The 14,511-nt window shown below is 66.7% G+C and carries 15 protein-coding genes; 3 read left to right on the top strand and 12 right to left on the bottom strand.

Features of this window, described 5'->3' with window-relative positions; translation table 11 throughout:
- Window positions 1-115 precede the first annotated feature (115 nt).
- The 10 genes from ettA to FIU66_RS01840 all read right to left on the bottom strand — a co-directional run bounded on the left by ettA (window position 116) and on the right by FIU66_RS01840 (window position 10,825).
- Window positions 116-1,771: an energy-dependent translational throttle protein EttA gene (gene ettA / locus FIU66_RS01885; protein ID WP_167621131.1), complete on the bottom strand. Its 1,656-nt coding sequence runs from the start codon at window positions 1,769-1,771 to the stop codon at window positions 116-118.
- A gap of 57 nt (window positions 1,772-1,828) precedes the next feature.
- Window positions 1,829-2,695 carry a sulfotransferase gene (locus tag FIU66_RS01880; RefSeq protein ID WP_240544714.1) on the bottom strand — a complete coding sequence of 289 codons (867 nt, stop codon included), beginning with the start codon at window positions 2,693-2,695 and terminating at the stop codon, window positions 1,829-1,831.
- The gene (locus tag FIU66_RS01875; RefSeq protein WP_167621130.1) at window positions 2,692-3,327 is read right to left on the bottom strand and encodes an MT-A70 family methyltransferase; all 636 of its coding nucleotides are present in this window, start codon (window positions 3,325-3,327) and stop codon (window positions 2,692-2,694) included. Before FIU66_RS01875 ends, FIU66_RS01880 begins: the two co-directional genes overlap by 4 nt.
- Window positions 3,328-3,410: 83 nt before the next feature.
- Entirely contained in the window at window positions 3,411-4,787 is a 1,377-nt protein-coding gene (gene rimO, locus FIU66_RS01870; protein ID WP_167621129.1) for a 30S ribosomal protein S12 methylthiotransferase RimO, read from the bottom strand.
- Window positions 4,788-5,548: 761 nt separating this feature from the next.
- Window positions 5,549-6,310 carry an ABC transporter permease gene (locus FIU66_RS01865; RefSeq protein ID WP_370528953.1) on the bottom strand — a complete coding sequence of 254 codons (762 nt, stop codon included), beginning with the start codon at window positions 6,308-6,310 and terminating at the stop codon, window positions 5,549-5,551.
- Window positions 6,311-6,315: 5 nt separating this feature from the next.
- The gene (locus tag FIU66_RS01860) at window positions 6,316-7,257 is read right to left on the bottom strand and encodes an ABC transporter ATP-binding protein (RefSeq protein ID WP_167621127.1); all 942 of its coding nucleotides are present in this window, start codon (window positions 7,255-7,257) and stop codon (window positions 6,316-6,318) included.
- Window positions 7,254-8,447 carry an MFS transporter gene (locus tag FIU66_RS01855; RefSeq protein ID WP_167621126.1) on the bottom strand — a complete coding sequence of 398 codons (1,194 nt, stop codon included), beginning with the start codon at window positions 8,445-8,447 and terminating at the stop codon, window positions 7,254-7,256. The genes FIU66_RS01860 and FIU66_RS01855 overlap by 4 nt, the downstream gene beginning before the upstream one ends.
- Complete coding sequence (locus FIU66_RS01850; protein ID WP_167621125.1) at window positions 8,447-9,031, bottom strand: NADPH-dependent FMN reductase; 585 nt, start codon at window positions 9,029-9,031, stop codon at window positions 8,447-8,449. Before FIU66_RS01850 ends, FIU66_RS01855 begins: the two co-directional genes overlap by 1 nt.
- Window positions 9,032-9,209: 178 nt before the next feature.
- Complete coding sequence (locus FIU66_RS01845; protein ID WP_167621124.1) at window positions 9,210-9,542, bottom strand: hypothetical protein; 333 nt, start codon at window positions 9,540-9,542, stop codon at window positions 9,210-9,212.
- A gap of 14 nt (window positions 9,543-9,556) precedes the next feature.
- Entirely contained in the window at window positions 9,557-10,825 is a 1,269-nt protein-coding gene (locus FIU66_RS01840) for a 4-aminobutyrate--2-oxoglutarate transaminase (protein WP_167621123.1), read from the bottom strand.
- A 120-nt stretch (window positions 10,826-10,945) separates the two neighbouring features.
- Here FIU66_RS01840 and FIU66_RS01835 point away from each other — a divergent pair, with 120 nt between their 5' ends.
- A complete protein-coding gene (locus FIU66_RS01835; RefSeq protein WP_167621122.1) occupies window positions 10,946-11,365 on the top strand; it encodes an META domain-containing protein in 420 nt (139 codons plus the stop codon).
- Window positions 11,366-11,370: 5 nt separating this feature from the next.
- Window positions 11,371-12,096, top strand: a complete 726-nt coding sequence (locus tag FIU66_RS01830; protein WP_167621121.1) for a rhomboid family intramembrane serine protease — start codon at window positions 11,371-11,373, stop codon at window positions 12,094-12,096.
- On the opposite strand, the gene mnmD is transcribed toward FIU66_RS01830, so the two are convergent.
- A complete protein-coding gene (gene mnmD, locus FIU66_RS01825) occupies window positions 12,093-12,764 on the bottom strand; it encodes a tRNA (5-methylaminomethyl-2-thiouridine)(34)-methyltransferase MnmD (RefSeq protein WP_201281076.1) in 672 nt (223 codons plus the stop codon). The two genes, FIU66_RS01830 and mnmD, sit on opposite strands and share 4 nt — an antisense overlap.
- On the opposite strand from mnmD, the gene FIU66_RS01820 reads away from it, so the two are divergent.
- Window positions 12,763-13,821, top strand: a complete 1,059-nt coding sequence (locus FIU66_RS01820) for an FAD-binding oxidoreductase (RefSeq protein ID WP_167621119.1) — start codon at window positions 12,763-12,765, stop codon at window positions 13,819-13,821. The genes mnmD and FIU66_RS01820 overlap by 2 nt on opposite strands.
- Window positions 13,822-13,946: 125 nt before the next feature.
- On the opposite strand, the gene FIU66_RS01815 is transcribed toward FIU66_RS01820, so the two are convergent.
- A complete protein-coding gene (locus FIU66_RS01815; RefSeq protein ID WP_167621118.1) occupies window positions 13,947-14,468 on the bottom strand; it encodes an NnrU family protein in 522 nt (173 codons plus the stop codon).
- Window positions 14,469-14,511: the final 43 nt, after the last annotated feature.

Here is a 14,511-nt window from a genome sequence, read left to right as displayed (position 1 = left end):
CCCGGGGCGGTTCAAACTGCCCCGGCAAGCCGCCGGTCAACGCCTGAAGAACGCGCAACGCCCGCGGGCGTTGCGTGCATCCCATTGCCGGCGGGGTCTAAGCCCGCCTTCCGCCTTAGCGCGTGAACTTCTTGTACTTCACCCGCTTCGGCTCGATGCTGTCCGGGCCCAGGCGGCGGACCTTGTCCTTTTCGTAATCCTCGAAGTTGCCCTCGAAGAACTCGACATGGGCGTCCCCTTCGAAGGCCAGGATATGCGTGCACAGCCGGTCGAGGAAGAAGCGGTCGTGCGAGATGATGATCGCGCAGCCGGCGAAGTTCTCGATCGCGGCCTCCAGGGCCTGCAGGGTTTCCACGTCCAGGTCGTTGGTCGGTTCGTCCAGCAGCAGCAGGTTGCCGCCTGACTTCAGCAGCTTGGCCATGTGGACGCGGTTGCGTTCACCGCCCGACAGCAGGCCCACCTTCTTCTGCTGGTCGCCGCCCTTGAAGTTGAACGAGCCCACATAGTTGCGGCTGTTGACCTGAGCGTCGCCCAGTTCGATCACCTCGGCCCCGCCCGAGATTTCCTCCCACACGGTCTTTTCCGGGTCCAGGCTGTCGCGCGACTGGTCCACATAGGACATCTTCACCGTCTCGCCCACGGTGATGGTGCCCTCGTCTGGCGCCTCCTGGCCGGTGATCATCTTGAACAGCGTGGACTTGCCCGCGCCGTTGGGGCCGATCACGCCGATGATGCCGCCGGGCGGCAGGCTGAAGGACAGATCCTCGATCAGCAGCTTGTCGCCCATGTGCTTCTTCAGGCCCTCGACCTCCAGCACCTTGCCGCCAAGGCGCGGGCCGTGCGGGATGACGATCTGGGCCTTGCCGACCAGGTCCTTGACCGATTCGTCGGCCATCTTGTTATAGGCCGAGATCCGGGCCTTGGATTTCGCCTGCCGGGCCTTGGCGCCGGCGCGGATCCATTCCAGTTCCTTTTCCATGGCCTTCTGCTTGGCCTTGTCCTCGCGCGCTTCCTGGGCGACGCGCTTGGCCTTGGCTTCCAGCCAGCTGGAATAGTTGCCCTCATGCGGCAGGCCCCGGCCGCGTTCCAGTTCCAGGATCCAGCTGGTGATGTCGTCCAGGAAATAGCGGTCGTGGGTCACGGTCAGGATCGTGCCCTTGTAGTCGATCAGGTGCTTTTGCAGCCAGGCGATGGTTTCCGCGTCCAGGTGGTTGGTCGGTTCGTCCAGCAGCAGCATGTCGGGTGCCTCGAGCAGCAGCTTGCACAGCGCCACGCGGCGGCGCTCGCCGCCCGACAGCGTTTCGACATCGGCGTCGTCGGGCGGGCAGCGCAGCGCCTCCATCGCGATATCGACCTGGTTGTCCAGTTCCCACAGGTTCTCGGCGTCGATCTCGTCCTGGAGACGCGCCATCTCGTCGGCGGTCTCGTCGGAATAGTTCATCGCCAGTTCGTTATAGCGGTCCAGCTTGGCCTGCTTGGCCTTGACGCCCTCCATGACGTTGCCGCGCACGTTCAGCTGCGGATCCAGCCAGGGCTCCTGGGACAGATAGCCGACCTTGGCGCCCTTGGCAGCCCAGGCCTCGCCCTGGAAATCCTTGTCGAGGCCGGCCATCACCTTGAGAAGGGTGGATTTACCGGCGCCGTTCACGCCCACCACGCCGATCTTGACGCCCGGCAGGAAGTTCAGGTGGATGTTCTCGAACACCTTCTTGCCGCCGGGATAGGTCTTGGACACGCCGTCCATGTGGTAGACGAACTGATAGGACGCCATCGGAATCTCCTGCAAACTTTGGGTGCTATTTAGGGGAAAGCGCGGCGCTGCGAAAGGTCAGCGCGTCCGGGCCACGAAATCCGCGCCCAGGTGGTCGGCCAGAAAGGCCAGTTGCGGGGCCATGCGGTCCTCTAGCGCGGCAAGAGCCTCGGGCGGCGGCTGGACGGGATTGCGGCTGGCGAAGACCTTTTCGGCGATGTTGGAATACAGCCAGGGCCCGATGCCCAGATAAGCCTCGACCGTATCCATCACCCCTTGCGGGTCGCGGGCGATGCGGCCGAAGGGCAGGACCAGCATGTCAGGATATCGCGCCTGCCAGCGGGGAAGGTAGGTGGCGTAGTCGCCGCGGTCGTAAAGCACCGGGTTGTCGATTTCCGCCATCCAGTCGGCCAGCGTTTCCGGGCGGCGCCTCTCTCGCGCGAGGTTCATACGCAGTTGCGACACGGCGCGGTCGACCGGGTGGCGGATCAGGTAGATGACACGGGCCTTGGGCAGGAAGCCCGCGACATGATCCACGCCCTCGTCCGGCAGGGTCGAATATTCCGGCGTGAAGTCCATCGGCATCGCGACGGGCGGCGCCGGGGCGAAGACGCGCTTGTACCACTGGTTGTGGAACATCTTCCCGCGCGTGACGCCGTTCAGATAGACATCCAGTTCCGGCGGAACCGGGATGCCGCGTTTCGCGTGACGGTCGCGGATTTCCTGGGGCTTCTGGCGGTAATGCCAGTCGATCCATCTGCGATGTTCGGGGATGAACAGGTGGTTGAAATACTGCACCTCCTTGAACGGAGGGATCCAGATCTGCGGGTGCTGGCCCAGCATCTGCGCCAGCCAGCTTGTTCCCGCCTTTTGCGCGCCGATGCACAGCGCGCCGGGCTTGCGCGGCTGGCCCGCGGGATCCATGACCGTGCCCAGGCTGCTCACGGCGCCCTCACCAGGCTGCTTTGCGAGTGGTTGGAATAGGTGGGCCAGTCGGGCCGGTAATCCTCGGCCTGGTTGCCCCAGACAGTCCAGTTCTTGCGCGGCCCGCGGGCGAACATTTCAAGCCGGGGACCCCAGGAACAGGCCTCGATCAGGTCATATTGCTCATCCGGCTTGCGCGAGTGTTCGCGTTTGCGGGTGGCGATGATGTTTTCCTGGCTGCGGCCGGGATCCAGCGTGCGCACATCCTTGCCGCGCGTGCCGAACAGCAGGATCTCGGTCACGTTGCGGAAATAGAAGCCCACGCCGCGCCGGTCGGGGCCGCCGTCCTTGCGGGTCTTGTACCAGATCAGGTTCGACTTGTAGGTGAAGCCCCAGGCGTCCATCACCCTCAGCCCCTCGGGCAGCAGGGCGTTGGGAACCCAGAGGTACAGGTGGGCCCGTGCGTCGGCGACTGCCTTGACCGGCAGGTCGCAGATCTCGTCCAGGGTCATCGTCGGGTAACGCGACAGGCGCTTGTGCTCGGGGGCCATCTTGCCGGTGCGGTTCTGGAACTGCCAGGGCGGGTCGGCCAGGACCGTGCCGAACCGGGCCGCGCCTGCGGTGGCCAGAAGATCGTCGGACGCGCTTGTCAAACCGGCCTCCGGTCAGGGTTTCGCTGTTCCCGATACCCTGTAGCGGACAGATCCGCCCGCCGCCACCGCCAAGGTGGCAGCCTCTACAGGCGGCCCCACAGGTCGTATTCGCCCGCCTCGTCCACGGTCACCGTCACGATGTCACCCGGCTTCAGGGTCTCGAAGCCTTCGTCGATGAACAGATTGCCGTCGATTTCCGGCGCGTCGGCCTTGGTGCGGCAGGTGGCGCCGTCGCCGTCCACGCTGTCCACGATCACCTCTAGGCGCGTCCCGACCTTGGCGGCCAGCTTGGCTTCGGAAATGGCCTGGGCCTTTTCCATGAAGCGGTCGAAGCGGTCCTGCTTGACCTCGGGCGGGACATGATCGGGCAGGTCGTTGGCCCGCGCGCCCTTGACGTTTTCATACTGGAAGGCACCGACGCGATCCAGTTGCGCCTCGTCCAGCCAGTCCAGCAGGGTCTGGAACTCGGCCTCGGTCTCGCCGGGATAGCCGACGATGAAGGTGGACCGCAGGGTGATGTCGGGGCAGATCGCACGCCAAGCGGCGATTTCATCCAGGGTCTTTGCGGCGGCGGCGGGCCGGGCCATGCGGCGCAGCACATCCGGGTGGGCATGCTGGAAGGGGATGTCCAGATAGGGCAGCACCAGCCCTTCCGCCATCAGCGGGATCAGGTCGCGCACATGGGGATAGGGATAGACATAATGCAGCCGCACCCAGGCCCCCAGCGAACCAAGATCGCGCGCCAGATCGGTGATATGGGCGCGGTGGCCCCGGTCCGTCGCGTGCCGCAGGTCAAGCCCATAGGCACTGGTGTCCTGCGAGATGACCAGCAACTCCCTGACGCCCGCCTGCACCAGCTTTTCCGCCTCGCGGACGATGGCATGGGCCGGGCGGCTGACCAGGCGGCCGCGCATGTCGGGGATGATGCAGAACTTGCACTTGTGATTGCAGCCTTCCGAAATCTTCAGATAGCTGTAATGGCGCGGCGTCAGGCTGACGCCCGATGCGGGCAGCAGGTCGATGAAGGGATCGGGCTGCGGGGGCACGGCGGCATGGACCGCGTCCAGCACGGCCTCGTATTGGTGCGGCCCGGTGACGGCCAGGACCTTGGGATGAGCGCCGGTGATGTATTCGGGTTCCGCCCCCAGGCAGCCAGTGACCAGGACCTTGCCGTTCTCGCGCAGCGCCTCGCCGATGGCGTCCAGACTTTCCGCCTTGGCGCTGTCCAGGAAGCCGCAGGTGTTCACGATCACCGCGTCCGCGCCCTTGTAGTCGGGGCTGATCGCATAGCCCTCGGCCCGCAGGCGGGTCAGGATGCGTTCGCTGTCCACAAGCGCCTTGGGGCAGCCGAGGCTGACCATGCCGATGGTCGGCTGGCCTTCGCGGCGCCCCAGAAGGCTGTCATCGGAAATGCGGGCGCGGGCCAGGTCGGGGCGCAGGTCGGGCGGGTTCATGTGCATCCGCCGCAAATAGGTGATTCGGTCCCGCCAGAAAAGAGGAGAGACGGCCCCACCCCCACAATCGCGCGATCAAGCAAATCCGTGCTTTTCATGAACTCCGGCCGTCCCCATCATCAGGGCCATGAAAAAGATCGGCGGATGGATCGTGATCGGCTTGGTTCTGGGCTCGATGGTGCTGGCGGATATCGTGATGGCGCAACCCGCGGGCCTGGGCTGACGTTGGAAGGCCAGGCGGCGGATCGCACCGTCGCCTGAACGTGATTTTCCCCTGCGCGACCAATCGGCAAGATGGCCCCATGACACGATTTCGCCTGATCCTGACCCTTGCCGCGGCTCTGATGGCCGTGGCCCCCGCCGCCATCCACGCCAATATCGTCGAGCGCGGGCGCTTCATCGATGTGGAAAACCACCGCGGCGGCAATGTGCTGCAGATGGTGCAGTTGCGCGAACGCCTTGCCCGGTCGGGCAAGACGGTTCGGATCCGGGGATACTGCCGGTCGGCCTGCACGATCCTGACGACCATGCCCAATGCCTGCCTGGGACCGAAGGCCCGCATCGGCTTCCACGCGCCGCGCCTGCCCAACACGCAGATCATCCCGCCCTATGTGGACCAGATCATGGGCAACTATTACCGGGGCGGGATCCGCGACCGCTGGTTCGGCGGCTGGAACCGGTCGATCGACATGAACATCATCAGCGCCCGCGAATATGTCCGGCTGGATCGCCAGGCCCGCATCTGCGACAGCCTGGTGCGGCAGGGTTCACTCGCGCAGCCGCCAGCCCGTCGCGAAGATCCAGCGGATCGCCGCGCAGCAGACCGCGATCATCAGCGCGACCGCGACCAGCGACACGCCGACCGGCACATCCGCAAGGCCGAAAAAGGACCAGCGAAAGCCCGACACAAGGTAAAGGACCGGGTTCAGCTTGGCGACGCCTTCCCAGAATGGCGGCAGCATGTCCGCCGAGTAGAACGCGCCGCCCAGAAACACCAGGGGCGTGATCACCATCATCGGCACGATCTGCAACTGCTCGAAGCTCTTCGCCCATAGCCCGATGATGAAGCCCAGAAGGCTGAAGCCCAGGGCGGTCAGGACCAGGAAGGCCAGCATCCAGAGCGGATGCAGGATATGGACGCCCACGAAGAAGAAGGAGGTCAGCAGGATCACCAGGGCGATCAGCACCGCCTTGGCCGCGGCCGCGCCCACGAAGCCCAGCGTCACCTCGATCCAGCCCACGGGCGAAACCAGGTATTCATAGATCGTGCCGCTGAACTTGGGGAAGTAGATACCGAAGCTCGCGTTGCTGACCGATTGCTGCAGGATCGTCAGCATCATCAGGCCGGGCACGATGAAGGCGCCGTATTCCACGCCCTCGACCGACTGGATTCGTCCGCCGATGGCCGCGCCGAAGACCACGAAATACAGGACCGTGGACACGACCGGCGACAGCAGGGACTGCATGATCGTGCGGAAGAACCGCGTCATCTCGTGATGAAAGATCGCCCAGACTCCGGGCCAGTTGATACCGTTCATGCCGTCACCTCCTGACGCGGTTCGGCGACCAGCGTCATGAACACTTCCTCAAGGCTGGATTGCCGCGTGGACACGTCGCGCACCATGATCCCCTGCCCCGCCAGATCGCCCAGCAGCCGCGCAATGCCGGTCCGGTCGGCACGCGTGTCATATTCATAGGCCAGCGACCGCCCGTCCGCCGACAGCCGCAGACCGCGATCGGACAGCGCGTCGGGAATGGCCGCCAGGGGCTCGATCAGTTCGACCGTCAGGGTCTTCTTGCCGAACTCGCCCATCAGGTCGGCCGTGGGCCTGACCAGAAGAAGCTGGCCCTTGTTGATGACGCCGACGCGATCGGCCATTTCCTCGGCCTCTTCCAGGTAATGGGTGGTCAGGATGATGGTCACGCCCTCGCGGCGAAGCTGGTCCACGACCTCCCACATCTCGCGGCGCAGGGCCACATCGACCCCGGCGGTGGGTTCGTCCAGGAACAGCACCTTCGGCCGGTGCGACAGCGCCTTGGCGATCAGCACGCGCCGCTTCATGCCGCCCGACAATTCGCGCGTCATGGCGTCGCGCTTGTCCCACAGGGCAAGGCTGCGCAGCACCTGTTCCACATAGGCCTCGTCCGGCGCCTCGCCGTAAAGGCCGCGGGTGAAGCGGACGCAGTTGATGACCTTCTCGAAGGGCTCAAGCGCGATTTCCTGAGGGACAAGCCCGATCAGCTTACGGGCCGCGCGCCAGTCGGTGCGGATGTCGTGCCCGCCCACGCGGACCGTTCCGCCGGTCGGCACCACCAGTCCGCAGATGACCGAGATCAGCGTCGTCTTGCCCGCCCCGTTCGGTCCCAGAAGGGCGATGATTTCCCCTTCGTGGATATCCAGCGACACGTCGCTCAGGGCCTTGGTGCCGCTGTCATACTGCTTGGAGAGGTTCTCGATCTGGATGATCGCACTCATTCCGAAATCCTTTTCACCTGCACCGCCGGGGCTTGGCGCCGCAGCATCGCGACAAGCGCTAGGGCCAGGATGACGAAGCCCGCCGCCCCGGCCAGAAACGCCCCCGGATAACCCAGATGGGCCACCAGCGGCGTCGATGCCAGAGGCGACAGGAACTGCCCCAGAAAAATGGCCGAGGTGATCAGACCCGACACCAGCCCGCGATAACGCGCAGGCGACGCGTTCAGCGCGGCGGTAATGAAGGTGGGGATGCAGAAGCCCAGGCCCGCGCCGATCAGCGCGGCGCCCGCCATGGCCATCGCCAGCGACTGCGCCAGGGCGATGGCCGCAAAGCCCAAGGTCAGCAAGGCATAGCCCGTGACCGGCGTGGCGATCCGCCCCAGCCGGATCAGCCCCGACACGACCGACATCACCGCGGCCGAGGCCATCATCGCCCCCATCACCGCCCCGGCATGGCGCGGATCGTCCAGCCCGATGCCCCCCAGGTGATAGGGCAGTTGCGTGGGCACGGCATAGAAGATCACGAAGGTCAGCCCGGCCGCGCCCGCCATGACGCCCGCGACCATCCGCCAGCCGGGATCGGCGGCCAGGTCCGGCAGCACACCGTGCCCGCGCCCGCCCAAGCGCGGCGGCTCGGGCAGGATCCGCCACAGCAGCGGAAACAGCGGCACCGCAAGCGCATAGATCGCAAAGGGCAGCCGGGGATCGCTTGCCGCCAGGGCGCCTGCGGCCGTCACGAAAAGAAGACCGCCCAGATTGGTCGAGGCCATCTGGTATCCCATCAGGCGCCCGCGCGCCGGGCCGTCGAAGTAATCCCCGATCAGCGCCGCCTGCGCGGTCATGATCAGCGCAACACCCAGGCCAAGCGCCAGGCGGCTGGCCAGGATCGCCTCGATCGTGGGCAGATACAGCCCCGCCGTTCCCGCCACGGCATAGATCACCAGCCCCCACAGAAGCGGGCGGCGGCGCCCCAGCCGGTCGGTCAGCACCCCCGCCAGCGGCGCGACAACGGCCACCAGCAGCGAAGGCGCCGTGATCAGCAGGCGGGTGATGGTCGGGGCCAGCGGGTCATCGGCGAAGGCGGCCTCCAGCCCCGGAAGCGAGGGGGTGATCGTTGCGTTCGACATCACCGTCAGCATCGCCGCCAGCATCAGCCCCCAGCTGCGCGGGTCGGACAGCAGCCGGTCCATCAGCCGTCATCCCGGGGATCATAGGGCTTGGCATGGCGCGCATGGGCCAGGGCATCGGCCCACCAGTCCAGCCGATGCGCAAAGACCGCCATCGCGGCTTCGGCGGCGGCCGCGTCATTGGCATCGGTGATATGGCCCAGTTCGTCGAACTTGCGCCAGGGCGAGGTGAAGCTGACCGTGTCGCGCAAGGCGACCGTGTGCAGTTCAGCCAGGATGATGCGCAATGCCTCGAGCGCGCGCAACCCGCCCGAGATGCCGCCATAGCCGATCAGCCCCACGGGCCGCGCCCACCATTCGGCAGTGACCGAATCGATCAGGGTCTTCAGGGGGCCCGGCTCGGCGTGATTGTATTCGGGCGTCACGATGACGAAGCCGTCGAGGTCCGCCATCCGCTCGCGCAGGCGCTGGATGGCCGCAGGATCGCCCGTCTGCACCGGCAGCAGGCCGGGATCGGCGGGGTCGATGGTGCGCGTGGCAAAGCCGTGGTGTTCCAGCTGGCGGATCACCCAGAAGGCCACGCGGTCGTTGATGCGCCCTTCCCGGATCGACCCCAGGATCACCCCGATGCACTTGCGTTCCGCCATAAAGCTGTTCCTTGCGTTCCTGATCGGGCTGCGCCCTAAAGACAATCGCCCTTGGTCAAGAACAAGGCGAAAATGCCTGCCCGCACTCTGGCAGACAGGAGGGTTTGCATCGCCTGCTTGCCGGACCGCTGCGGTGGGTACAACCCCATCCTACAGATAGGACTTTGGATCAGAGTTCTTATGGCCACTCTCGGCCGTCGCGGCGAGAGAAAATCCAGATCCCAAGCCGCATGAATGCGGCACACAGCCCGCCAATGACCACAGGTGCAGAAAGGAATGTCATAAGAGCATAGCTGATGTCGCCAGCCGGGCCTTCACGTAAGGCGTGCGCCCAAGCCAGTGACAACCCCAACCCCAGTTGCACCACCGCCATGATTGACAACCATCCGCCGCAAAAGCGGTCGGGCAGGAACATCGCAACAAGCCCCGTGAGCATCGTCAGACCCAAGGCAGCAACCAGGATGAACATGATGTCCGGGTCTGCAAGCATATCCCGGATGATGCCCGCCATGCACCCGATCCCACCTACCCCCGCGCCGCCAGCAGGCTTTCGTCCAGGATGTCCAGCGCCTCCTCGAACACCGCATCCGGAATCGTCAGCGGCGCCAGGAAGCGGACCACGTTGCCGTAGACGCCGCAGGTCAGCAGGATCAGGCCGCGCTTCAGCGCCTCCTCGCGCACCTTGTTGGTGAAGTCGGGGTTGGGGCTGTCGCTGCCGGGCAGGTTGAACTCGACCGCGTTCATGAAGCCGGGGCCGCGGATGTCGGCGATCTGGGGGATCTGGTCGCGCGCTGCCGCCAGCCGCTGCTTCAGCCGCTGGCCCAGGCGGGTGGCGCGGTCGCAAAGGCCTTCTTCCTCGATCACGTCCAGAACGGCATGGGCCGCGGCAACCCCCAAAGGGTTGCCCGCATAGGTGCCGCCGAGGCCGCCGGGATGGGGGCTGTCCATCACGGCGGCCCGGCCGGTCACGGCGCTGATGGGCAACCCGCCGCCAAGCCCCTTGGCCATCGTCACCAGGTCGGCGGCGACGCCGTGATGCTCCATCGCGAACAGCTTGCCGGTGCGGGCAAAGCCGGTCTGCACCTCGTCCGCGATCAAAAGCATCCCGTGGTGGTCGCACAGCGCACGCAGTTCCGCCATGAAGCCCTGCGGCACCTCGTAGAACCCGCCTTCGCCCTGCACGGGTTCCACGATGATGGCGGCCACGCGCGCCGGTTCCAGATCGGCCTTGAACAGTTGCTGCAGCGCCTTCAGCGCGTCTTCCTTGGACACGCCGTGCAAGGGGTTCGGGAAGGGCAGGTGCCAGACATCGGGCATCATCGGCCCGAAGCCCGCCTTGTAGGGCTGCACCTTGCCGGTCAGCGCCATGCCCATGAAGGTGCGCCCGTGAAACCCGCCCGCAAAGCTGACGATGCCGGGGCGGCCGGTATAATGGCGGGCGATCTTGATGGCGTTTTCCACCGCCTCGGCGCCGGTGGTGGCGAAGATCGTCTTCTTTTCGAAATCGCCCGGGACCAGGCTGTTCAGCCGTTCCGCAAGAGCGACATAGTTCTCGTAGGGCACGACCTGGTGGCAGGTATGGGTGAAGCGGTCCAGCTGCGCCTTTACAGCCTCGACCACCTTGGGGTGGCGGTGGCCGGTGTTCACCACCGCGATCCCTGCGGCAAAGTCGATATAGCGGTTGCCGTCCTTGTCCCAGATCTCGGCGTTCTCGGCACGCTCGGCATAGATCTGCGTCGTCATGCCCACCCCGCGAGAGATCGCGGCATTCTTGCGGTCGGTCATGGTGGTCATCGGATTGGCTCTCCCCTTGATTCGGCAGGATGCTAGCGCAGCACCGATGCGCCGAACAGGTCCGGCCTTGCGCCGCCTGCCCCGCCGCGCGATGCTGCCCCACCGATCCAGGAGGTTCCGATGCTGTCCCGCACCCTTGCCGTTCTTGCCGCCACCGCCTCGCTTGCCGCCTGCCAGGACGCAGGCGAACGGTCGGTGTCCATGCTGCGGCCCGGCAGCAGCTTCACCGTGGCGCGCATCGATGGCACCCCCGCCCCCGCCGGCGTCACCCTGGACGTGGGCGAGGGCGGCCGCGTCACCGGCCGCGCGCCCTGCAACCGCTACAGCGGGCAGCTGACCCAAAGCGGCGGCGCGATGACCGTCAGCGGCACCGTGATGACCCGCATGGCCTGCGCAGAGCCTGACCGCATGATGGCCGAGACCCGCTTCGGCATGGCCCTGGGCAGCATCACCGCCGCCCGCCGCAGCGCCGACGGCATCGCCTTGGTCGACCCCGAGGGGCGGGAACGCATCGGCCTGATCCCCAACGCGGGCGGCTGAGGCCCGTGTTTCCGATCCGCGATCACAACCCCTCGCAGCAGCGCCCCTTGGTCACCTATGGCCTGATCGCGGCCAATATCGCGATGTTCCTTCTGACCCTGCCGGTCGTGCAGGGCGGAGAATGGCTGTGGGTGCGGCTGGCGCTTTATCCGCTGGCGGTGGTCAACGGGGAACTGATGTGGGGGCTTCTGACCCACATGTTCCTGCATGGCGGGATCATGCATATCCTGGGCAACATGCTGTTCCTGTACATCTTCGGCGACAACCTCGAGGAACAACTGGGCCACATGGGCTTCCTGGTCTTCTACCTGGCCGCGGGACTGTTCGCCGCCGCGGCCCAGATCGTGGCCGAGCCGCTGTCCCCCATCCCGATGGTCGGCGCGTCCGGCGCAATCGCGGGCGTGATGGGAGGCTATCTGCTGCTGTTCCCGCGCGCCAAGGTCGATATCCTTGCGATCTTCATCGTCTTCTTCAAGATCTTCACCCTGCCCGCCTGGGTCGTGCTGGGGGTCTGGCTGGCGATCCAGCTGTTCGGCGGCTACACAACGCCCGGCGATACGGGCGGCGTGGCCTATTGGGCCCATGCGGGCGGCTTTCTGGCCGGCGCGATCCTTGCCCTGCCGCGCTTCCTGCACCTGGGCGGGCCCGGCTTCTGGGCGCGCACCCACGGCTGCCCTCCGCATCCCGAGGCCGTCTATGGCCCCAGCCGCATCCCGCGCGTGGGTCGCTAGGGCTTTCGCCCCAGGCTCATGTGCCGCTTGCGACCGAAACCGGGGCGGCGGCTGACCTCGAACCCGGCCTCGGCCAGGGCGCGGCGCACGCCGCCTGCGGCGGTATAGGTGGCGAATGTGCCCCCCGCAGCGGTGCAGCGCCCGACATGGACCATGATCTCGTCACGCCACATCTCGGGGTTCTTGGCGGGGGAAAAGCCGTCCAGGAACCAGGCATCCGCCCTGCCCTGCCAATCGGGCAAGGTCTGCGCGACATCTCCGATCACCAGCCGCAGCCGGACCTGGCCCACCTGGATCTCATCGCCCCCCCAGCCTGCGCGAAGCGGGGCGGCAAGGTCGGCCAGTTCGGGAAAGGCGGCATGGGCCTGTTCAAGCTGCGCGATGCTCATCGGCCATGCCTCGAAGCTGGTCATCGTCACCGGAACCGCCGCCACCTGCGCCAGGGCCAGGCAGTTCAGCCCGGTCCCGAAGCCCAGTTCCGCCACGTGAAAGCCGGGCCGCAGCCGCGCGGGCAGGTCGTTGCCGTCCAGGAACACGTGGCGCGTCTCGGCCAGCCCGCCGCCCAGGCTGAAATAGGGATCGTCAAAGCGGGTGGACACGGGGATGCCGCCCTCGCGCCAGTCAAGCTGCGGGTGGCGGGCGGGGTCGGGATCGGGTAACGCGCTCATGCCCGCAGCTAGGGGAAAGGGACATGCCTTGACAAGCGTCACGATCATCGGCGGCGGCATCTTCGGCCTGAGCTGCGCATGGGAGATGACCCGCCGCGGTGCGCGCGTCCGCCTGATCGAGGCGCGGCGGATCGGCGCCGGATCATCCGGCGGCCATGTCGGCGCGCTTGCCCCCCATGCGCCGGAAAACTGGAATCCCAAGAAAGCCTTCCAATTGGACAGCCTGCTGATGGCCCCCGGCTTCTGGGCAGGGGTCGAAGAGGCCGCGAACCTGCCCACCGGCTACGGACGCACGGGCCGACTGCAACCCGTGGCCGATGCCGCCGCCGTGGACCGCCTGGCGGACCGCATCGCCGCCGCGGCGCAACGCTGGCCCGAAGACTGCGCCATGCGCCTGACCGACGCCCTGGGTGGCGGCCTCGTGCCAGACAGCCCCTCGGGCCTGTGGCTCTTCGACGGGCTAACCGCGCGCCTTGCGCCCCGTGCCGCTGGTGCGGCCCTTACCCAAGCCATCCGTAACAGGGGCGGAGAGATCGTCGAGGGTCAGGCTCCAGGCGACCCCGCAGGCCCGATCCTCTGGACGACCGGGACGGAGGGGCTTGCGGATCTGTCGCGCGATCTTGGGCGACCAATCGGAAAGGGCGTCAAGGGCCAGTCGGCGCTGCTGCGATACGCCGCGCCAGACGCGCCGCAGATCTTCGCCGAGGCGCTGCATATCGTGCCCCATGCCGACGGCACGGTGGCTGTCGGCTCGACCTCGGAGAACGACTACGACCATCTCGACCCGGACGACCAGATCGACGGGCTGATCGCCAAGGCCCGCACGATCTGCCCGCAACTGCGCGACGCCCCGGTGATCGACCGCTGGGCGGGCGCCCGGCCCCGCGCGCGCAGCCGCGCCCCGATCCTGGGGCCCTGGCCTGGCCGCCCGGGCCATTACGTCGCCAATGGCGGCTTCAAGATCGGCTTCGGCATGGCGCCCAAGATCGCGCAGGTAATGGCCGATCTGATCCTGGACGGCCAGGACGCAATCCCCGACGGCTTCCGCCTGACCTGATTCACTTTGGTCCAAATATCCTTGGGCTTCCGAGCGCCCGGAAAAAGGTCCATTGGACCTTCTTCAGCAAGGAAGGGTCTGGCAGGCCCGGGTGGAGGCGAAGCGCCCCCGGTTATCGATTGCCGTCAGGCAGGCAAGGGCGACACGCCGATCAGCAGCGGATGCAGATGCAGCAGCGCCGCCCAGACCAGCACCGCCAGCAGGATCCGCCGCCATGTGACCCGGAACACCTTTGGCAGCCCTGACCGCGCCAGCCCCGACACCGCAAAGACCCCCATCCCGCCGAAGAAGACCGCATGGGCCAGATCGCCATTGGCCACCAGATGCGCGCCGGCCCAAAGGGCGAAGGCCGTCACCAGCCCCGACATGCCGCGGGACAGCGCGGCAAGCAGGATCGCCGCCGGCATGGCCATGTTGACCAGCCAGCGGCTCCAGCCCGGCTGGTCCCACAGGTGGACGTAAGGCGCCCGCCCCGCCGCCAGGATCAGCCAGAACAAAAGCCCGATCGACAAAAGGCTGAATGCGGCCAGGTATCCCCGCCGCCCCAGCCGGGCCACCAGCCGGGCGCGCGGGCCGGGCAGCATGGGGACCAGGTGCGCGCCCAGAAAACAGGCCCATGCGGCCGCGTATTCGATCCATCCGGTCATGCAGGGCGATCTAGCCGCTTGCAGGCCGGTGCGCCAGCGGGTG

Source organism: Paracoccus sp. AK26 (assembly GCF_011801365.1).
Taxonomy (GTDB): Bacteria; Pseudomonadota; Alphaproteobacteria; order Rhodobacterales; family Rhodobacteraceae; genus Paracoccus; species Paracoccus aerius.
This window is presented reverse-complemented; position numbering and strand designations above follow the sequence as displayed.

Bases quoted from the DNA above. Each gene is read 5' to 3' on its own strand.
- ettA (WP_167621131.1), bottom strand. From the start codon at position 1,771: ATGGCGTCCTATCAGTTCGTCTACCACATGGACGGCGTGTCCAAGACC.
- rimO (WP_167621129.1), bottom strand. From the start codon at position 4,787: ATGCACATGAACCCGCCCGACCTGCGCCCCGACCTGGCCCGCGCCCGC.
- FIU66_RS01860 (WP_167621127.1), bottom strand. From the start codon at position 7,257: ATGAGTGCGATCATCCAGATCGAGAACCTCTCCAAGCAGTATGACAGC.
- FIU66_RS01855 (WP_167621126.1), bottom strand. From the start codon at position 8,447: ATGGACCGGCTGCTGTCCGACCCGCGCAGCTGGGGGCTGATGCTGGCG.
- FIU66_RS01850 (WP_167621125.1), bottom strand. From the start codon at position 9,031: ATGGCGGAACGCAAGTGCATCGGGGTGATCCTGGGGTCGATCCGGGAA.
- FIU66_RS01845 (WP_167621124.1), bottom strand. From the start codon at position 9,542: ATGGCGGGCATCATCCGGGATATGCTTGCAGACCCGGACATCATGTTC.
- FIU66_RS01840 (WP_167621123.1), bottom strand. From the start codon at position 10,825: ATGACCACCATGACCGACCGCAAGAATGCCGCGATCTCTCGCGGGGTG.
- FIU66_RS01835 (WP_167621122.1), top strand. From the start codon at position 10,946: ATGCTGTCCCGCACCCTTGCCGTTCTTGCCGCCACCGCCTCGCTTGCC.
- FIU66_RS01820 (WP_167621119.1), top strand. From the start codon at position 12,763: ATGCCCGCAGCTAGGGGAAAGGGACATGCCTTGACAAGCGTCACGATC.
- mnmD (WP_201281076.1), bottom strand. From the start codon at position 12,764: ATGAGCGCGTTACCCGATCCCGACCCCGCCCGCCACCCGCAGCTTGAC.
- FIU66_RS01815 (WP_167621118.1), bottom strand. From the start codon at position 14,468: ATGACCGGATGGATCGAATACGCGGCCGCATGGGCCTGTTTTCTGGGC.